This window comes from Haloarcula sp. DT43 (assembly GCF_037078405.1).
Lineage (GTDB): Archaea > Halobacteriota > Halobacteria > Halobacteriales > Haloarculaceae > Haloarcula > Haloarcula brevis.
This window is the reverse complement of the sequence record NZ_JAYMGZ010000001.1, coordinates 64594-81393: the sequence shown is the minus strand read 5'-3', so window position 1 is coordinate 81393 and position 16800 is coordinate 64594. Positions and strand designations below refer to the sequence as shown.

The window sequence follows — 16800 nt, the reverse complement described above, 5'->3', positions numbered from 1 at the left end:
CCGTGTTATCGTCACCCATGGACCCACAGCGGACGGCACGGCAGCGGGCCAGCGAGCGCGCCCGCCGGGTCGAGGCGACGGTCGACCGCGCCACCGGCGGGGCCGCGTACCCGGTCCGCGTGGAGGAACTGGCAGACGAGTACGGCAGCGCCGACCCGCCCGCAGAGGACCTCTCGGACGTGCTCGCGGGCAGCGACGGCGAGTTCGACTCGCCGACGGAGGTCCGGGCGGCCCTAGAGCTTGTGACACCGCGGGACAGCGCCCGCGTCGAGGCGACCTTCGACGAGCGCGAGCAGTCGTGACCGCGCTGGAGACGCCGCTGTCCATCGGCGGCGTCGACGTCCCAAACCGACTGTACCGCGCACCGGTACTGGAGTGTGCCGGCAACGGCCAGGGGGCCGTCGACACGCTCGTCGACGAACTCGAGCCGACGGCTGCCTCCGGCGTCGGCCTCCTCTTTCAGGGCGCGAGCATCGTCACCGACCGCGGCGGCTGTGCCGCGCCGAACATGACGCGGGTCCACGACCCGGCCTTCGTCGAGCGGCTCGCCCGGCTCACCGGCGCGGTCCACGACCACGGGGGTCGAATCTTCCTCCAACTGGCCCACGGCGGCCTCCGGAGCATGGCGACCTGGCACGCCGAATACCGTCGAAAGCACCCGGACCAGCGTCAGCTCGCCGTCAGCCGCCCGCCTTGGCAGCTCCGGGCGCTCGACCGTGCCGGGCTGATTTCGCTCCGGCCGGACGTGCTCTCGACCGCGGCGGTGTGGGACCTGGCCGAGCAGTTCGGGCGGTGTGCCGGCTACGCCGTCGACGCCGGCTACGACGGCATCCACCTCTCGGCGGCGAACATGAGCCTGGTACAGCAGTTCCTCTCGCCGTTCTACAACCGCCGGGACGACGAGTTCGGCGACGGCGTCCGCTTCCTCGAAGCGGTCCACGACGCCGTCCGGGACCACGCCGGTGACGTCCCGCTGGTCACGAAGGTCCCAGCAGAGACCGCTGCGCCGAGTTTCGTTCGAAGGCACCTCTCCAGAGCGGACGGCGTGACCATCGCCGAGCGGGCGGCGGAAATCGGCTACGACGGCCTCGTTCCGGTCGAAGTCTCGCCGTTCTGGGACATGAGCATCGTCCGCGGCGCGTTCCCCGACCGGGCCTGGGCGGCCAGCGACCTGCAGGACGACTACGCGGCGGTCTTCGGCGGCCGACTCCGGGCGCGCGCCGTTCGGCTGCTCAACAGACTGCAGGCCCGCCGGTTCGGCCGCGACCCGGGCTGGAACGCCGCGTTCTGCCGGGCGGTCCGCGAGCGCGTGGACGTGCCGGTCCTGCTGGAGGGCGGGCTGCGGACGCGTGCCGACTGCGACCGGTTTCTCGGCGCGGCCGGGGCCGCCCCGGCCGCTGACGCCGTCGGGATGGCTCGCCCGTTCTACGCCGAACCACGGCTCGGCGCGCGACTGCTCGACGGCGGGGACGCGCTGTGTGAGAGCTGTAACAACTGCACCGTCCCGCAGGTCACCGGCGAACCGGGCCGGTGTCGGACGCCGGCCGTCGTCCGCGAGCAGGCCCGGCTCCGGCGGGACGGCGCGTACGAGCGGTCGGAGTGACCGACCGGATACAAAGGCTGATACGCGTCCAGTCCCGAGCGAACGCCGATGACTACAGGGATTACGTCCGAACGCGTCGAACTGTCCGTCGACGGCGAGGACGTTGCCATCCACTACCGGACCGGCGGCGAGGGGCCGCCGTTGGTGTTCCTCCACGGCATCGGGCTGGACGCCGCCACCGTCTCGTGGCGACACGCGCTCCCCGCGCTCGCGCCGGAACGGACCGTCTACGCGCTCGATTTGCCCGGTCACGGCGACAGCGACAAACCCGACCGCCCGTACACGACCGACTACTACCTGGAGACCCTCGCCGAGTTCATCGACGCGCTCGGCATCGAGGAGCCTGCGCTGGCCGGCCTCTCGATGGGCGGCGCAATCGCGCTCGGCCACGCGCTCGACGGCGGCCCAGTCGAGCGGCTGGTGTTGGTCGACAGCTACGGGCTGGGGGCCGACGCCTACTGGCGGACGGCGGCCAGCAGCGTCCTGCAGACGCCGATACTCGGCAACATGCTCTGGCAGGGTGTGGGGTCGTCCCGGCCGGCCATCCGGAACAGTCTCCGGAGCATGGGTGCCGGCGAGCCGCCACAGCAACTGGTCGAGGACATCGACCGCGCCGTCGACCGGGGAACCGTCCGGGCAATGCGACGCTGGCAGCGAAGCGAGTTCCAGTGGTGTGGCTTCCGGACCGACTACTCCGACCGCTTAGAGGAAATCGACGTGCCGACGATGCTGATTCACGGGGCCGTCGACCCGCTGCTCCCCCGCCGGTGGTCCGAGCAGGCCGCCGGGACGGTTTCCGATAGCACGCTGAAAATATTCGACGACTGCGGGCACTGCCCGCCGCGGGAACACCCCGAGCGATTCAACCGGGCCGTCCGCGCGTTCTGTTGAGCTACTCCGGCAGGTCGTCGATGAGAACGACCGCTTCGCCGTCGATGACGACTTCGTCGTCGTCGAGGACGCGCGTAGTCAGCCGGTACTGTGCGTCGCCGAGGTCCTCGACGACCTCACACTCGGCGGTGAGGCGGTCGCCGATGCGGACCGGGTTGTGGAACTCCAGGTCCTGTGAGAGGTAGATAGTCAGCCCCGGCAGCCGCGCGAGCGCCGCGCTGATGAGGCTGCCGACGAGCGTCCCGTGGGCGATGCGTCCGCGAAAGCGGGTCTGTTCGGCGAACTCCTCGTCTAAGTGGAGCGGGTTCGTGTCGCCGCTCGCGGCGGCGAACTGGCGGACGTCGTTCTCCGATATCGTCTTCGTGAAATCGACGTGGTCGCCGACGCCGAAGCGGTCCGGGTGGTCTTCGGATATCGAGACGTGCCACTCCGGGAGGTCTTCGTCGGGTTCGATACGGTCTGCGGGCGTTACGCCGTTCTCGTCCTCCTGCTGGACGCCGAAGGCGGCGAACGCGGCCCGGTTAGCTGCGACGACGCTGTTGAACACATGCGACGATGTCTCGGTCCATGTGTCTAACAGCGGGTTCCGAGGCGATTCAGAACTCATCTGTTCTGGTACTTTATTGGTCGGCGTATTAAACCTTGGTGTTGGTTTCGGCTCAGGTGTCGGTAAACGCCGTCTAACGGGCGTCAGACGGGTTTTCGGCTCGTCGTTATCGGCGCTGCAGGGCGGAACGTCCCCCTCGACGCCGCTGGACCGGTGAAACCACTCTCTACCATTCAATGGTAATCAATGGTTTTCAGCGGAAGATTTATACTGTTGAGGAGTGTACATGTAGGTGACCGATGGCCGACGAGGATGATGGCCTGATGTGGCCTCCGATGTTCAAGGGGATGCAACAGGCGAGCGAGAACGCGATGGAACAGCAGCAGCAGCTGATGAAGCAGATGTTCGCCAACGGTGGCATGCCGAGTTTCGATATGAATCAGCTCGGTGCCATGAGCCAGATGGCGACGTTCAAGACCCGCGTGCAGAGCGGCGGTCGAATCAGCATCCCCGACGCGGAGCGAGAAGCGCTCGGCATCGAGGAAGGCGACATCGTTCAAACCGTCGTCCTCCCGGTCACTAACAACAGCGAGTAATCCAACAATGGTAGACTACACAACCCCCGTCACGACGGCGTTCGAGATGCAGCGTGCCACGATAGAACAGAGCCAGAAGGCGCTCGAACAGAGCGTCTCCTTCCAGAAGAACGTCAACAGCGCGGTCATCGACAGCCTGGACACACAGGAGTCGGCCCAGCGCCGCGGCGTCGAACTGCAACAGACCGCGTTCCACAGCTACCTCGACGCGATGGCGTCGACGGTGCCCGGCATGACCGAAACCGTCGAACAGATCCGCGAGACCGTCGACGAGCAGTTCGAGTTCCTGCTGGAGAACCACGCCGAGGTCTTCGACAGCATGGAGTCGGAGCTCGCCGACGGCGTCGACACCTACGACGAGATGACCGACGAGTACGTCACGGCCGTCAACGAACAGGTCGACATGCTCGTCGAGGCCCACGAAGAGCTCGAAGCCCAGTCCGTCGAGGCCGCCGAGCAGTTCGGCGAACAGCTCGAAGAGGTCCAGGAGCAGGTCGAAGAGATTCAGGAGCAGGTCGAGGAAGTGCAGGCCGAAGCCGCCGACGCCGTCGACGTGGACGCGTAACACCGACAGCCGGTTTTTTTGTGCACCCGCCGCCGAGGTACGAACATGAGTAACACAAACGACATTCAGGACGAATGGACGGAGATGGTCGAGGAGATGAACAACGCGGTCGCCGACTCGATGGAGCAGAACATGAAGGCCCAGGCGGCCTTCGTGGAGTCGTGGGCTGACGCCGTCGAGGACACGATTCCGGAGCAGGACGAACTCGCCGAGGGGATGGACGGCTACAACCGCGCCTACGAGGAGTGGATGGACGCCGCCGAGCAGATGGTCGAACGCTCGACCGACGCCGCTCGGGGCGAGGACGTCGACCCCGCCGAGTTCCGTGACATCTGGCTGCAGTCCGCCAACGAGGCGTTCAAACACGTCATGGGCACGTCGGCGTTCGCGGCCGCGAACGGCCAGCTCGTCGAGTCGATGATGGAGATGCAACAGGAGGCCGACGAGCTAAGCCAGGACACGCTGGAACAGCTCGGCTTCCCCACCCGCGACGACGTCGACGAAATCGGCGAGCGGCTCATCGAACTGGAGCGCCGCCAGCACGCGGTCGAACAGAAGCTCGACCGCGTCCTCGAACACCTGGAAGACTAACAGATGTCCAGCAACCCCTTCAATCCGTTCGCGGCCGCGCTCAACTGGCAGCGCAAGACGCTGGAGAACATGACCGACGCCGCCGAGACCAGCCAGATAGCCGACGAGCGCCTGGAGCTGATGGAGTCCGTCGAGGTCGGTCAGACCCCCAGCGAGGTCGTCTACGAGGAGAACAAGCTCGAACTCCTCCACTACGACGCCGAGGCCGCCGGTATCGAGGTCCCGGAGGAGGAGAAAGAGGACGTGCCCATCCTCATCGTCTACGCGCTCATCAACCGGCCGTACATCCTCGACCTGCAGGAGGAGCGGTCGGTCGTGCGCCGCCTGCTGGAGGCGGGCCACGACGTGTACCTCATCGACTGGAACGAGCCCTCGCGGCTCGACCAGCACCTCACGCTCGACGACTACGTCAACCGCTACATGGACAACTGCGTCGACGTGGTCCGTGAGCGCTCCGGGCAGGACGCCATCAACATCCTCGGTTACTGCATGGGCGGCACGATGTCGGTGATGTACACCGCGCTCCACAAGGAGAAGGTCAACACCCTGGGGCTGATGGCCGCCGGGCTGTGTTTCGACCACACCGGCGGCGTCCTCGAAGAGTGGGGCTCCGACGAGTACTACGAGCCAAGCGACGTGACCGAGACGTTCGGCAACGTCCCCGCGGACATGCTCGACATCGGCTTCGCGCTGATGGACCCCGTCGAGAACTACGTCACGAAGTACATCCGGTTCGCGGAGAACATGGAAAACGAGGGCTTCGTCGAGAACTTCGGCCGGATGGAGAAGTGGCTCGGCGACGGCATCGACGTGGCTGGCGAGACCTACGTCCAGTTCCTCGAGGACGTCTACCAGGACAACAAGCTCTACAAGAACGAGCTGGAACTGAACGGCAAGCACGTCGACCTGAACAACATCGACATGCCGGTCCTCCAGCTCATGGGCGAGTACGACCACCTCATCCCGCCGGAGGCCTCCAAGCCGTTCAACGAGGTCATCCCCAGCGACGACACGCGCACCATCGAGTTCTCGACGGGCCACATCGGTCTCTCCGTCTCGTCGTCGACTCACGCCGACCTCTGGCCCGAGGTCGCCCAGTGGTACAAGGACCGCAACGAGTCCGACGGGGTCGACATCGAGGTCGAGTCGCCTGACTCCGAAGCGGACGACGCGGCCGGTTCCGAACAGGCCGAGATATCCGACGCCGTCGAGGAGAGCGACGTCGACGCGACCACAGACACCGACGTCGAGACCGTCGACGGTATCGGTCCGACCTACGCCGACCGCCTGCGCGAGGCCGGCATCGAGACCGTCGCCGACCTCGCCGAGTACGACGCCGCCGAACTGGCCGACATCGCACAGACCAGCGAGTCCCGCGCCCAGGACTGGCTCGACCAGCTGTAACCGGGGCCGCTTTTCCGTTTTCCCGCTGAAGACCAGCCATGCGTGTCTCGGTCATCGGCGGTTCGACGGTCACTGACGCACAGTACCGACAAGCCCGCGAAGTCGGAACCCTGCTCGCCGAGCGGGGCCACGACGTCGTCTGTGGCGGCCTCACCGGCGTCATGGAAGCGGCCTGCCGTGGCGCACGCGAGGCCGGGGGCCACACCGTCGGTATCCTGCCGGGCGAGCACACCGCGGCGGCGAACGACTACGTCGAGACGGCGATAGCGACGGGGCTGGGCAACGCCCGCAACGTCCTCGTCGTCATGAACGGCGCGGCCGTCGTCGCCGTCGACGGCGGCACCGGGACGCTGTCGGAACTCGGCCACGCGCTCGATATGGGCCGGCCCGTCGCCGGGCTTGGAACGCACCGGATCGACGGCGAGACGGGCGAGCATATCGAACACGTCGAGACGCCCGCCGATGCCGTCGACTACGTCGAGTCTGCCGGGCAGTAGCGGTTAGTCGAACAGCCGCCTGAGAGCCGCCGCGACGGCGAGGAGTCCGACGCCGAGCAGCCTGACCCGCCGATGGGACCCCTCTTGTGGCGTGAACGCCACCGACAGTATCCAGCGATAGCCCAGTCGCGCCACCGACAGCAACAGTCCCGGAACGAGCAGGTGGAGCACGCCCGCCAGCGCCGTTCCGGTCCACAGCAGCCGCCGTTCGGTCCGTGTCAGGTCCATACCAGCACAAGGCGCTGCGTCGGTTTGACCGTGGCGTCCGCTGGCGAAGTGTTTCGGGACCTCTCTCGAAAACCGACCCAGCGCCGTCACTAACACGGACTGGAGATAGAAAATATAGAACCGCGGTGATTGTCACTCGAATCGACGGGTAAGCATCCGGCGCGCGAAGCGCGCCGGTTCAATCGCAGCGAGTGACTACCGCGCCGCGAAGCGGTGCGACAGGAACGAGCTGCGATTTTCCCCAAGTTTTTGCACGACAGAGGGCGCGAAGCGCCCGAAGGAGTTGCAAAAAGTGGGTTTACATCATGCCGCCCATGCCGCCGCCCATGCCGCCCATGCCGCCGCCCATACCGCCGGGCGCGCCGCCGGGGCCGCCGGGGCCGCCTTCGTCCTCGTCGTCGTCGCCCTGGCCACCCTTGAGGTCGCCAGCGGCGATGACGTCGTCGATGCGGAGAATCATGACGGCCGCTTCGGTCGCGCTCTCGACTGCCTGGGTCTTGACACGGAGCGGCTCGACGACGCCGTCCTCTTCCATGTCGACGACCTCACCGGTGTAGGCGTCGAGGCCGGAGGTGACCGCGCCACCGTCGTGCTTGCTGCGGAGGTCGACCAGCGAGTCAATCGGGTCGAGACCGGCGTTCTCCGCGAGGGTGCGCGGGATGACGTCGATGGCGTCGGCGAAGGCCTCGACGGCGAGCTGTTCGCGCCCGCCGACGGAGTCGGCGTAGTCACGCAGGCCGAGCGCGAGCTGGGTCTCGGGGGCACCGCCGCCGGGCAGGACCTTGCCGTCCTCCAGCGTGGCGGCGACGACGCCGAGCGAGTCCTCGATGGCGCGCTCGACTTCGTCGACGACGTGTTCGGTGCCGCCGCGGAGAATCATCGTGACGGCGCGGGCGTCCTCGACGTCCTCGACGAAGATGCGCTCGTCGCCGGCGATGTCCTTTTGGGCGACGGAGCCGGCGAAGCCGAGGTCGTCGGCCTCGATGTCGTCGATGTTGGAGATGATGCGCGCGCCGGTCGAGCGCGAGAGCGCCTCGATGTCGGACTTCTTGGCGCGGCGCACAGCGAGAATGCCTTCCTGGGCGAGGTAGTGCTGGGCCATGTCGTCGATGCCCTTCTGGCAGAAGACGACGTCAGCGCCGGCCGCTTTGAGCTTGTCGACCATCTCCTTGAGCTGTTTCTCTTCCTGGTCGAGGAACTGCTGGAGCTGGTCGGGGTCGGTGACGTTGACCTCAGTGTCGAGCTCCGTCTCCGGAACCTCGATGGCCGTGTCCAGCAGGGCGACGTCGGCGTCCTCGACGGCGAAGGGCATGTTGTCGTGGACGCGCTCCTTGTCGACGATGACGCCCTCGACGAGCTCGGACTCGTCGGTCGCGCCGCCGACGACGGTCTCGAGCTGGATGTTGTCGGTGTCGACGCTGCCGTCGTCGTCGACGACGGACTGTGCGGCGCGGACGACGAGTTCCGCGAGGACGTCCTTGGAGGATTCGGCGCCCTTGCCGGTCATCGCGGTCGCGGCGACCTTCTCGAGGGTCTCCGTGTCGTCGGCGTCGACGTCGATGGCGTTGTCTTCGAGAATCTCCTTGGCCTTCTCGGCGGCCTGGCGGTACCCCTGGGCCAGGATGCTGGCGTGGATGTCCTGGTCGAGGAGTTCCTCGGCCTTCGAGAGGAGTTCGCCGGCCATGACGACCGCCGTGGTCGTGCCGTCGCCCACCTCGTCCTCCTGGGTCTGGGCGACTTCGACGATCATGTTGGCGGCGGGGTGTTCGATGTCCATCTCGTCGAGGATGGTGACGCCGTCGTTCGTGACGACGACCGAGCCCGAGTTGTCGACGAGCATCTTGTCCATGCCCTTCGGACCGAGAGTGGTCCGAACGGCTTCGGCGACGGCCGTCCCGGCCGTGATGTTCATCGACTGCGCGTCTTTCCCGGATGTCCGCTGGGACTCCTCGGAAAGTACGATCATGGGCTGGTTGCCCATCTGCTGTTGAGCCATAGTCAAACGATGATTGAATGTGATTCTATATAAACGCTACGGTGCCGGCCGGCGTATCGCCCTATTGCACGGCACACTCGACAGTGTGCGATACGTTCACGTGGGTGGTTTATATACCGGCACAGGGCCGTTCAGCGACCCATTCCGAACCGTCGGTGGCGCAACTCGGGCGTAATCTGGATGCGGGAGATGTCCTGTCCGGTCCGGTACCAGACGAACGCCGCCCTGGTGAACAGTTCGCGGCACTCGATGCGGACCTCCCGGGGGTTGCCCGCCGTCCGCTCGTGGACGTCCTCGATTGCGGCCCGGGTGAACAGGTCCGGGGCCTGGCCCTCGTAGGGTTCGTCCCGGAAGTACGCCAGCGAGCGCGCGGTGTACTCGGCCACGTCGTCCGGCGAGAACGGGTCGATGTTCTCGTAGTAGCGCAGTCGGGAGTCCAGCGTCCCGCGAATCTCCGCGACGCGGCGCTTGCCCTCGGGCGTCCCGGTGAGAAAGAGGCGAACGCCGGCGTCGCCGGCCACCTGCAGCGGCGACAGCAGGTCCGCCTCCAGCACCTCGATTTCGTCGACGACCAGCAACAGTGTCTTGCCGTCCTCGCGCACGCGACGGACGATTTCGTGGACGGCGTCTTTCGCCTCCGCGGTCGCCCACGGAATCCCGTCCCGGACCTGCGAGTAGTTGCGCTGGTCGATGGAGTACCCCGCCGCGTATGCGGCGGTCAGCACCGTCTGGTACAGTTTCCGTGGCGTCGTCTCCCGGGGGTTGTCCAGGTGGGTGATGACGAACCCCTCGTGTTTCGAGAGGTCCCGCAGGACGATTTCGCGGAACGCCGTCTTGCCCGTCCCGTAGGGACTCACTAACCCGATGTGCTGGTCCTGCAGCAGCCACGAGGTCACCTGGTTCAGCATCTCGGTGTCGTGACGGACATAGAGCGGCTCGGGCATGTGGTCCAGCCCGGCCTCCTCGGTGAACGGGAGGTCCGTCACGGTGTCGGCCGTGCCGCCCAGCGCCTCGCCGAAGGCGAGCAGCCGCTGTTCGACCTCCTGGAGCTGGTCCAGCAACACGCCGGCGGCGGCGTTCTCGGCGCGGTCCGCCTGCTCGGACCGGAGCGATTCGAGCCGGTCCATCACCTCCGAGACCGACTGTCCCGGGCCGCTGGCACCTGATTGCTCTGTGTCGTCCACCACGGCTATCTCTCTCAGCCTTGCCGGTCAGGCGCGTTATATGTTACGCCCCGGATTTCGGAGAAGATAACGCGGTCAAAACGGGAGCGGGAACGGAACCGAGCCGTAGGCGTACCCTTCCATGCCGCCGTCCGGCCGGGCCCGGAACACGACAGTCGGCGAGTACCCCACGTCAGGCCGTTCGCCGTACACCCGTCGCCAGTCGTCGTCCGGGAAGGAACTGCAGTCGACGACGAGGACGGCTCCCGGGTGGGCCGCCAGCTGGTCGCGGGTCTTCGCGTCGCCGGAGGCCTTCACCGCGGCGACGGCGGTGTCGACCTGTCGCCGGGACGGCGGCCGCGGGCGGGTGACCTCGACGAGCGTGTCCTCGACTCGGAAGTCGACGGAGTGGCCCGAGTCGAGTTCGACCTCGGGCCTGATGTCGTTGCCCGCGTCGACGAGCAGTTTGGCGACGTTGAACTCGCCCATCGTCGCCCGCATCCGCGAGAGGTCGAACCCTTCGCTGGTCCCGAGTTTGCTCGCCATCGTGTAGCGGTAGTCGTCAAGCGCGCCGGTCGCCAGGAAGTCGTCGTAGAAGGCCAGCGCGTCCGCCCGGTCGGCGTCCGGGAAGCCGCCGGCGTGGTCACGGAAGAACGTCCGGGTCGACTCCCGGCCGTCCTTCGAGAGAAACACGGGCAGGAAAAACCGTGCCAACGTCTCGTACTCGGCCAGCCAGGGGTCCTCCACCTCTAGCTGGGCGAACAGTTCGCGCTGGACCCACTCGCTGATGTCGTCGGGGACTTCGTCGAACGTGTACTTCTCCGTCCGCCACAGCGTCTCCGGGGTCTCGGTGTTCCCGACCCAGTACGCGCGCTGGCCGTTCCAGCAAAACAGCGCGAGGTCGCCGTTGTCCATCTCCAGCCGGCGCGCGGCCCACCCCTCCGGCGGGGCGAACCACGGCCCGTTCATCGTCGCGCCGAAGGTGTTCTCCAGCGGCGTCAGCAGGTCGCTGCGGACCCGCTTCTTGCTCCATCGCTCGTTCGACCGTCGCAGGCGTAAGGGACCAGCCACAGCGCTGTGTAGACGGTCAGTGGTCTTGGGCGTTCCGCCCTGGCGAGAACCGACTAGGTGGATTCTTCGACCGCTCTTCTGCCCGTTTAGCGGTGTTTCGGGGGCCACCGTTACATTGATAGTCACTAACAGCCAAGGTCCACCGTGGTAACCTATGTCGATGGGAGCGTACGACGACGACGAACACGAACGCCGTGAGCGCAAGAACAGCGAGGTCGACCTGTCGGAAGACGACGACCGGAGTACCTACCAGGGAAGCGTCGACTACGACGGCGAGGAGTCCACAGAGGAACTGCTCGACCAGTTCAAGCAGATCAACTCCGAGTGACGCCGGCCGTTCTCGACCGGTAGCGCAATAGCCCGACAGAGACGGCCGTCACGGCTGTGACGGCTACGACGTGGCCGACCAGCGCCGCGAGCAACACCGGCTGGTCGAGCACGAACGGCACGAGCACGAGCTGGAGGACGCCAAAGCCCCATATCTCCAGGTCGGCCCGGATGAACACCCGCGCCGTCTCGGGGTCGAACCGGTACCGCGCCGACCGCCACAGGCCCGTGACGCTGGCCCACCACCCAGTGCCGATGCGGTAGCTCACGTCCCAGAGGATGAGCAGCGTCAGGTACACGACCAGCACCGGCGGCTCCGACCCGAACAGCCGGTTCAACAGCGGCATCGAACTCACCTGCGGGTCGAACACGAACAGGTGGGTGAGCAAGGCGACGTAGGCCAGGACGGACAGCACGACCTCGACGTTGGACGCGAACAACAGCGCGCGGTAGGTCGGTGGCACGTCGATGCGGCGGATGAGCGTGCTGATACGGAGCATCTCGGCGCTCCCGATGGTGGCGACGAACACGACGACCGTCCCGGCGACCGCGGCGCTCCAGACCCCGTAGTACCACGACAGGACGACGATGGCGACCTCGAAGACGAGCAACTGAATGGCCATCGCCGCCCACGTCGGGAGCCGAATCCCCGGCAATGCGCCGATGATGCTCTCGTACACCCACGTCTCGCCGTACTCGGGACGGGCGCTGTCCCCGCTCATCTGCCCGCACCACCCGTGGCTGCGGCCGCTCGCGTCGCTTCCTGACCCCCCGGGTCGCCGAGCGCCAGCCTGACCGCGTCCGCGAACGGTGTCAGCTCGACGCCGAACTGTGCCTGCGCCGCCGCGGTGTCGGCGACCACCGGCGTCTTCAGCCCGTGGATGAGCGGCCGGGCGACGCTCGTCGGCACGTCGGTCATCAGGGCGACCCAGTACGCGGACAGTTTCGGCGTCAACACCGGAACCGGCACGATTCTCGGCTCGCCGGCACCCATCAGCCGCCCCGTCCGTCGCAGAATCTCCGCGTAGGTCAGCACCTCTGGACCCCCGATTTCGTAGGTCTCGCCGGCCGTTTCGGGGCTGTCGAGTACGCCGACCAGGTACGCGACGACGTCGTCGATAGCGATGGGGTGACAGTCCGTCCGCACCCACCGCGGCGTCACCATCACCGGCAGTCGCGTCGCTAGCTCCCGAATCATCCGGAAGCTCGCGCTCTCCGCGCCGATGATGACCGCCGCCCGGAACGTCGTCAGGTCGTACGCCCCCTCCTTGAGGAGGTACTCGACCTCGCGCCGGGACCGGAGGTGTTCCGACAGGGTCTCGTCGTCCTCCCCGAGGCCGCCGAGGTAGACCACGCGGTCGACGCCGGCCTCGTCGGTCGCCCGCCGGAAGTTCCGCGCGGCCCGGCGGTCCCGCTCGGCGTAGTCACTGCCAGCGTGCATCGAGTGAACGAGGTAGTACGCGGCGTCGACGCCGTCGAGGGCGGCGTCGAAACTGCCCGCCTCGAGGAGGTCGCCCGTCGCGACGTCGACGCCGTCGGGCCCGTCGTACTCGCCGGGGTTGCGGACGAGCACCCGGACGCTGTGGCCGGCCGCGAGGAGCGCCGGGACGAGGTGGCCCCCGACGAACCCCGTCGCACCGGTCACGAGCACGTGCATACCCACCCTGCGGGTCGGGATGGGGTTAAAACCGCCGTCTGACCTGCCGACCCACTGCCAGACTGTCCGTCTCAGGACTGGCGGACGAGCGGTTCGTACCAGTCGCGGTTCTCGCGGTACCAGTCGATGAACTTCGCGACGCCCTCCCGGATGGTGTGGTCGGGGTCGTAGCCAAGCAGTTCCTCGGCCCGGTCGGTCGCGGCGTGGGTGTGCTCGGCGTCGGCGTCGTGGCGCTCCTCGTAGACCAAATCGAGGTCCGGGTCTATCTGGTCGCGAATCTCGGTCGCGAGCGTCTTGATTTCGATGTTGTCCGTCGAGCCGATGTTCACGGCCTTGCCGTCGGCGGCGTCCTCGTCCAGTAGCGTCATGTTCGCGTCGATGACGTCCTCGATGTAGGTGAAATCCCGCGTCTGCGTGCCGTCGCCGTAGATGACCGGCGGCTCGCCGTTGTGACACCGCGAGACGAAGTTCGAGATGGCCATGTTCGGCCGCATCCGCGGGCCGTAGACGGTGAAGTAGCGCAGTGCGACGGCCGGGAGGTCGTACACCTCGCTGTACGCGCAGGCGTAGCGCTCGGCCGCGAGCTTCGACGCGCCGTAGGGCGAGACGGGCGTCGTCGGGTGCTGCTCGTCGTACGGGAGGTACTGGGGCTTGCCGTACACCGACGAGGAGGAGGCCATCACGAACCGCTCGATGCCCTCGTCGCGGCAGGCGTCGAGGAGGTTCAGCGTGCCGTCGACGTTGACCTCGTCGTACTTGCGGGGGTTCTGCACGCTCGGGCGGACCCCGGCCTGGGCCGCCTGGTGGTAGACGTAGTCGGCGTCGGCGACGAGGTCCGTCACCAGGTCGGCGTCGCGGACGTCGCCCTCCACGAACTCGTAGCTCCCGTCGCTGTTCCGGGCGGCCGCTCGTCCCGCTTCGACGTTGTGGCGCTTGATGTCCAGGTCGTAGAACGGGTCGCGATTGTCCAGCACGACCACGTCGTGGCTGTCGGCGGCGAACCGCTGTGCCAGGTGACCGCCGATGAACCCGGCACCCCCTGTGACCAGTATTTGCATTATCTGGACGGTGCCCTCCGGACCCCAAAAGTATGTCGAGAGTTAACCGCACCGAACCGTTCGAAGGGGCCAGCTACCTTGAAGTGTACCCGGCGTCTAACACCGGGTAGTGGCCTCCAGAGCCTGCGACGGGTGCGATACGAGTGTCTCGATAGCCGGCGGCATCGCGAACATCTGGTCCCAGGAGTCCAGGCCGACAGAGGGCATCGTCCTCGAACTCGGCGACGGCACGGAGCATTTCCTCTGTTACGACTGCATCGACCGGTTGCCAGACGACCACGAGGTGACGGCTGCGGACGTGGCCGCCCTCTAACGACCGCACGTCTCGCGTTCGGACCACCGGGTCACGCGCTCGTGGATTCCGAGGCGGCCGTCGCGCCAGCGGACGAACGCCAGCAGCAGGAGGCCGCCGAGGACGACGAACAGCGAGTAGACGACCCCTTCTTCGCCGACCCAGCGCGCAGGGCCGACGATATCGACGGCGAGCAACTCGGGCGTCTGTTGTGAGTGTCCGAGACCGAACACCGCGCTCTGGGTGAAGTTGTACCAGACGTGAAAGCCGATCGGGAGGGCGAGGTCGCCGGTGAGCACGTACGCGCCGCTCAGGACCAGTCCGGCGAGCAGGTAGTAGCCGTACTGGCTCGGGTGGTCGACCTTCCCGCCGTGCAGGAAGGCGAAGACGAGCGAACTCGCGAGGACCGCCAGGGTGACTGCGGCCCACTGCGGAACGAGTCCGTCCGCCCCCTCGGCGAGGTTCTTCAGCATCGCGCCGCGGAAGACGACCTCCTCCCACGCCGACGCGAGGGCGACGTAGGCGAAGACGACACCCATCGCCGGGAGAAACGGGAGGTCACCGGCCCCCTCCGCAATCCCGACGACCGTGGCCCAGCCCGCACCGACAGCGACGGCGAGCGCGCCGGCGTTGATGACGGTCGCAATCGCACCGCCGACGGCGAACGAGCGCCACCAGCGGCGGTCCAGCGACAGGCCGTACTCGCGGACGGGCCGTCGGTCGAGGACCCACGCCCCGCCGAGAGCGGTGGCGACGAGGACCGCCCCGATTCCGGCCGCTTCGACCGTCTCTCGGAGTGGGTGGGTGAACCGGGCCCGAACGACGCTCTGTAGCGCCGCGAGTGCGAGAAACGACAGCGCCGCCGGAAGCACCGCGCGGAGCGGTGCTCTGAGTCTCTTGTCCGCGCTGTTCCAGACCGGCCAGACGACGCGAGAGACGACCCGCTCGACGACACTCGGGGTCGCTCGCCCGTCCCGCTGCGTCGGTGGCATACGTCGATGGTCCACCGGGGCCGACAAGTCCCCGCAGTCACCGCTTCTCCGTCGGAAGTCGGTGGCCCGTTTTTATTGGGCCTCGCTCGTTGGAAGCGAGCATGGACGCGGTCGGCGACGACGAGTTGCTCGCGCTGCTCGAAGACGAGTATGCGCGAGCCATCATCGCCGAACTCACCACCGGACCGATGTCCGTCTCCGAACTCTGTAGCGCCTGCGAGATGTCCGACCCGACGGCGTACCGCCGCCTCGACCGACTGGAGGCCGCCGACCTCGTCGCCGAACAGCAGGCCGTCGACCCCGACGGGCACCACTACAAGCGCTACGTCGCGACGGTCGAAGACGTGAGTGTGACGTTCGCCGACGGAACGTACGACGTAACGGTCACGCGGTCCTCGCAGGACCCGGCGGACCGATTCACCGACCTGTTCGAGGGGTTGTCCTGAGATGCTCGCGATGCTACTGCAGCTACGCACCGGCGGGACCGACCCGGGAATCGCGCTAGCCGTCGTCGCGCTGTCCGTCCTCTCCGTCGCGCTCTCGGCCGCCATCGCCGTCCTCCTCGTCCGCGGCTACCGTCGGGGACCGGGCCGGACGGGGATGCTGACACTCGCCGTTGGACTCCTCCTGCTCACGACCGTCCCGGAACTCCTCCGCATCGCGCTCCCCACGGCCACCGGCGTCGGCGTCGTCGGGCGCTCGCTCCTCGTGAGCGCCTGCGAGCTGCTGGGGCTTGGAACGATTCTGTGGACCGTCTACGGGGGTGAGTCGTCGTGATGGCTCCCCTCGACCTGCTCGCACCGGACGCCGTCGCCGAACTCTCGCGGGTCCTGACGGCCGTCGTCGGCCTGTTCGTCGCGTCGCTGGCCTACCGTGGCTACCGGCGCAACGACGCGCCGCGGATGCGGTGGCTCGCCGTCGGTATCGGGGCGCTGACCGCCGGCGTCTACGCCGCCGTCGCCGCCGCCGACTGGGCCGGCGCCGGGGTTGGAATCGTGTTACTGGTCAGGGGACTTGCGACCGTTGCAGGGCTCTGTGCCGTGCTGTACGCGCTGCTCGTCGAGTGACTTCCGGATAAGAACAAGTGTCAGATGTGGTCGCTGAGACGACCGGAAATCTGCTTAGTTGCGGACGACGTTCGTCGCGCGGGGGCCCTTGTCGGCCTGTTCGATGTCGAATTCGATCTCCTCGCCTTCTTCGAGGTCCGGACCGCCGACGTCTTCCATGTGGAAGAACACGTCATCGTCCGCGTCGTCAGTCGAGATGAAACCGTAACCGCCTGTGTCGTTGAAGAAATCAACCTTACCGTTTGCCATTGCGAA

23 protein-coding genes are annotated in these 16800 nt (G+C 67.1%); 13 read left to right on the top strand and 10 right to left on the bottom strand.

Annotation, left to right across the window (positions count from 1 at the left end; translation table 11 throughout):
* Window positions 1-17 precede the first annotated feature (17 nt).
* Genes VI123_RS00430 through VI123_RS00420 form a run of 3 tightly spaced genes read left to right on the top strand, consistent with a single transcriptional unit; the run spans window position 18 to window position 2494 of the window.
* Window positions 18-302: a hypothetical protein gene (locus VI123_RS00430; RefSeq protein ID WP_336336114.1), complete on the top strand. Its 285-nt coding sequence runs from the start codon at window positions 18-20 to the stop codon at window positions 300-302.
* Window positions 299-1603 (top strand): oxidoreductase, encoded by a 1305-nt coding sequence (locus VI123_RS00425; RefSeq protein ID WP_336336113.1) that lies wholly within the window; start codon window positions 299-301, stop codon window positions 1601-1603. Before VI123_RS00430 ends, VI123_RS00425 begins: the two co-directional genes overlap by 4 nt.
* 48 nt (window positions 1604-1651) lie before the next feature.
* Complete coding sequence (locus VI123_RS00420; RefSeq protein WP_336336112.1) at window positions 1652-2494, top strand: alpha/beta fold hydrolase; 843 nt, start codon at window positions 1652-1654, stop codon at window positions 2492-2494.
* A 1-nt stretch (window position 2495) separates the two neighbouring features.
* On the opposite strand, the gene VI123_RS00415 is transcribed toward VI123_RS00420, so the two are convergent.
* Window positions 2496-3041, bottom strand: coding sequence for a MaoC family dehydratase (locus tag VI123_RS00415; protein WP_336337355.1), 546 nt, complete (start codon window positions 3039-3041; stop codon window positions 2496-2498).
* 299 nt (window positions 3042-3340) lie between these two features.
* On the opposite strand from VI123_RS00415, the gene VI123_RS00410 reads away from it, so the two are divergent.
* Genes VI123_RS00410 through VI123_RS00390 form a run of 5 tightly spaced genes read left to right on the top strand, consistent with a single transcriptional unit; the run spans window position 3341 to window position 6694 of the window.
* Window positions 3341-3637: an AbrB/MazE/SpoVT family DNA-binding domain-containing protein gene (locus VI123_RS00410; protein WP_336336111.1), complete on the top strand. Its 297-nt coding sequence runs from the start codon at window positions 3341-3343 to the stop codon at window positions 3635-3637.
* Window positions 3638-3644: 7 nt separating this feature from the next.
* Window positions 3645-4202: a hypothetical protein gene (locus VI123_RS00405; protein WP_336336110.1), complete on the top strand. Its 558-nt coding sequence runs from the start codon at window positions 3645-3647 to the stop codon at window positions 4200-4202.
* A gap of 45 nt (window positions 4203-4247) precedes the next feature.
* On the top strand, window positions 4248-4793 hold the full coding sequence (locus VI123_RS00400; RefSeq protein ID WP_336336109.1) for a poly(R)-hydroxyalkanoic acid synthase subunit PhaE: 546 nt from the start codon (window positions 4248-4250) through the stop codon (window positions 4791-4793).
* Between the two features lie 3 nt (window positions 4794-4796).
* Window positions 4797-6197, top strand: coding sequence for a poly(3-hydroxyalkanoate) polymerase subunit PhaC (phaC, locus tag VI123_RS00395; RefSeq protein ID WP_336336108.1), 1401 nt, complete (start codon window positions 4797-4799; stop codon window positions 6195-6197).
* A gap of 38 nt (window positions 6198-6235) precedes the next feature.
* Window positions 6236-6694, top strand: a complete 459-nt coding sequence (locus VI123_RS00390; protein ID WP_336336107.1) for a TIGR00725 family protein — start codon at window positions 6236-6238, stop codon at window positions 6692-6694.
* Between the two features lie 3 nt (window positions 6695-6697).
* Here VI123_RS00390 and VI123_RS00385 read toward each other — a convergent pair whose 3' ends face one another.
* The 4 genes from VI123_RS00385 to VI123_RS00370 form a co-directional block, all read right to left on the bottom strand.
* Window positions 6698-6922: a hypothetical protein gene (locus VI123_RS00385; RefSeq protein WP_336336106.1), complete on the bottom strand. Its 225-nt coding sequence runs from the start codon at window positions 6920-6922 to the stop codon at window positions 6698-6700.
* Window positions 6923-7220: 298 nt separating this feature from the next.
* Window positions 7221-8903 (bottom strand): thermosome subunit alpha, encoded by a 1683-nt coding sequence (thsA, locus tag VI123_RS00380; protein WP_336337354.1) that lies wholly within the window; start codon window positions 8901-8903, stop codon window positions 7221-7223.
* 146 nt (window positions 8904-9049) lie between these two features.
* Window positions 9050-10045, bottom strand: coding sequence for an ATP-binding protein (locus VI123_RS00375; protein ID WP_336337353.1), 996 nt, complete (start codon window positions 10043-10045; stop codon window positions 9050-9052).
* Window positions 10046-10177: 132 nt separating this feature from the next.
* Window positions 10178-11152, bottom strand: coding sequence for a DUF5784 family protein (locus VI123_RS00370; RefSeq protein ID WP_336336105.1), 975 nt, complete (start codon window positions 11150-11152; stop codon window positions 10178-10180).
* 154 nt (window positions 11153-11306) lie between these two features.
* On the opposite strand from VI123_RS00370, the gene VI123_RS00365 reads away from it, so the two are divergent.
* Window positions 11307-11480 (top strand): DUF5786 family protein, encoded by a 174-nt coding sequence (locus tag VI123_RS00365; RefSeq protein WP_336336104.1) that lies wholly within the window; start codon window positions 11307-11309, stop codon window positions 11478-11480.
* On the opposite strand, the gene VI123_RS00360 is transcribed toward VI123_RS00365, so the two are convergent.
* The 3 genes from VI123_RS00360 to VI123_RS00350 all read right to left on the bottom strand — a co-directional run bounded on the left by VI123_RS00360 (window position 11467) and on the right by VI123_RS00350 (window position 14194).
* On the bottom strand, window positions 11467-12201 hold the full coding sequence (locus VI123_RS00360; protein ID WP_336336103.1) for a DUF7530 family protein: 735 nt from the start codon (window positions 12199-12201) through the stop codon (window positions 11467-11469). The two genes, VI123_RS00365 and VI123_RS00360, sit on opposite strands and share 14 nt — an antisense overlap.
* Entirely contained in the window at window positions 12198-13136 is a 939-nt protein-coding gene (locus tag VI123_RS00355; protein ID WP_336336102.1) for an NAD(P)H-binding protein, read from the bottom strand. The genes VI123_RS00360 and VI123_RS00355 overlap by 4 nt, the downstream gene beginning before the upstream one ends.
* Before the next feature lie 71 nt (window positions 13137-13207).
* On the bottom strand, window positions 13208-14194 hold the full coding sequence (locus VI123_RS00350; protein WP_336336101.1) for an NAD-dependent epimerase/dehydratase family protein: 987 nt from the start codon (window positions 14192-14194) through the stop codon (window positions 13208-13210).
* A gap of 109 nt (window positions 14195-14303) precedes the next feature.
* On the opposite strand from VI123_RS00350, the gene VI123_RS00345 reads away from it, so the two are divergent.
* Entirely contained in the window at window positions 14304-14507 is a 204-nt protein-coding gene (locus tag VI123_RS00345; RefSeq protein ID WP_336336100.1) for a DUF7561 family protein, read from the top strand.
* Here the strand turns inward: VI123_RS00345 and VI123_RS00340 are convergent.
* Complete coding sequence (locus VI123_RS00340; protein WP_336336099.1) at window positions 14504-15478, bottom strand: CPBP family intramembrane glutamic endopeptidase; 975 nt, start codon at window positions 15476-15478, stop codon at window positions 14504-14506. The genes VI123_RS00345 and VI123_RS00340 overlap by 4 nt on opposite strands.
* 101 nt (window positions 15479-15579) lie before the next feature.
* Here VI123_RS00340 and VI123_RS00335 point away from each other — a divergent pair, with 101 nt between their 5' ends.
* Genes VI123_RS00335 through VI123_RS00325 form a run of 3 tightly spaced genes read left to right on the top strand, consistent with a single transcriptional unit; the run spans window position 15580 to window position 16545 of the window.
* Window positions 15580-15924 (top strand): ArsR/SmtB family transcription factor, encoded by a 345-nt coding sequence (locus tag VI123_RS00335; protein WP_336336098.1) that lies wholly within the window; start codon window positions 15580-15582, stop codon window positions 15922-15924.
* Between the two features lie 10 nt (window positions 15925-15934).
* Window positions 15935-16255 carry a hypothetical protein gene (locus tag VI123_RS00330; RefSeq protein WP_336336097.1) on the top strand — a complete coding sequence of 107 codons (321 nt, stop codon included), beginning with the start codon at window positions 15935-15937 and terminating at the stop codon, window positions 16253-16255.
* The gene (locus VI123_RS00325) at window positions 16252-16545 is read left to right on the top strand and encodes a DUF7521 family protein (RefSeq protein ID WP_336336096.1); all 294 of its coding nucleotides are present in this window, start codon (window positions 16252-16254) and stop codon (window positions 16543-16545) included. The genes VI123_RS00330 and VI123_RS00325 overlap by 4 nt, the downstream gene beginning before the upstream one ends.
* 54 nt (window positions 16546-16599) lie before the next feature.
* Here VI123_RS00325 and VI123_RS00320 read toward each other — a convergent pair whose 3' ends face one another.
* Window positions 16600-16794 (bottom strand): cold-shock protein, encoded by a 195-nt coding sequence (locus VI123_RS00320; protein ID WP_162413371.1) that lies wholly within the window; start codon window positions 16792-16794, stop codon window positions 16600-16602.
* Window positions 16795-16800: the final 6 nt, after the last annotated feature.

Bases quoted from the DNA above. Each gene is read 5' to 3' on its own strand.
- VI123_RS00320 (WP_162413371.1), bottom strand. From the start codon at position 16,794: ATGGCAAACGGTAAGGTTGATTTCTTCAACGACACAGGCGGTTACGGT.
- VI123_RS00350 (WP_336336101.1), bottom strand. From the start codon at position 14,194: ATGCAAATACTGGTCACAGGGGGTGCCGGGTTCATCGGCGGTCACCTG.
- VI123_RS00335 (WP_336336098.1), top strand. From the start codon at position 15,580: ATGGACGCGGTCGGCGACGACGAGTTGCTCGCGCTGCTCGAAGACGAG.
- thsA (WP_336337354.1), bottom strand. From the start codon at position 8,903: ATGGGCAACCAGCCCATGATCGTACTTTCCGAGGAGTCCCAGCGGACA.
- VI123_RS00360 (WP_336336103.1), bottom strand. From the start codon at position 12,201: ATGAGCGGGGACAGCGCCCGTCCCGAGTACGGCGAGACGTGGGTGTAC.
- VI123_RS00400 (WP_336336109.1), top strand. From the start codon at position 4,248: ATGAGTAACACAAACGACATTCAGGACGAATGGACGGAGATGGTCGAG.
- VI123_RS00340 (WP_336336099.1), bottom strand. From the start codon at position 15,478: ATGCCACCGACGCAGCGGGACGGGCGAGCGACCCCGAGTGTCGTCGAG.
- phaC (WP_336336108.1), top strand. From the start codon at position 4,797: ATGTCCAGCAACCCCTTCAATCCGTTCGCGGCCGCGCTCAACTGGCAG.
- VI123_RS00420 (WP_336336112.1), top strand. From the start codon at position 1,652: ATGACTACAGGGATTACGTCCGAACGCGTCGAACTGTCCGTCGACGGC.
- VI123_RS00365 (WP_336336104.1), top strand. From the start codon at position 11,307: ATGTCGATGGGAGCGTACGACGACGACGAACACGAACGCCGTGAGCGC.
- VI123_RS00410 (WP_336336111.1), top strand. From the start codon at position 3,341: ATGGCCGACGAGGATGATGGCCTGATGTGGCCTCCGATGTTCAAGGGG.
- VI123_RS00330 (WP_336336097.1), top strand. From the start codon at position 15,935: ATGCTACTGCAGCTACGCACCGGCGGGACCGACCCGGGAATCGCGCTA.
- VI123_RS00355 (WP_336336102.1), bottom strand. From the start codon at position 13,136: ATGCACGTGCTCGTGACCGGTGCGACGGGGTTCGTCGGGGGCCACCTC.
- VI123_RS00390 (WP_336336107.1), top strand. From the start codon at position 6,236: ATGCGTGTCTCGGTCATCGGCGGTTCGACGGTCACTGACGCACAGTAC.
- VI123_RS00405 (WP_336336110.1), top strand. From the start codon at position 3,645: ATGGTAGACTACACAACCCCCGTCACGACGGCGTTCGAGATGCAGCGT.
- VI123_RS00375 (WP_336337353.1), bottom strand. From the start codon at position 10,045: ATGGACCGGCTCGAATCGCTCCGGTCCGAGCAGGCGGACCGCGCCGAG.
- VI123_RS00430 (WP_336336114.1), top strand. From the start codon at position 18: ATGGACCCACAGCGGACGGCACGGCAGCGGGCCAGCGAGCGCGCCCGC.
- VI123_RS00385 (WP_336336106.1), bottom strand. From the start codon at position 6,922: ATGGACCTGACACGGACCGAACGGCGGCTGCTGTGGACCGGAACGGCG.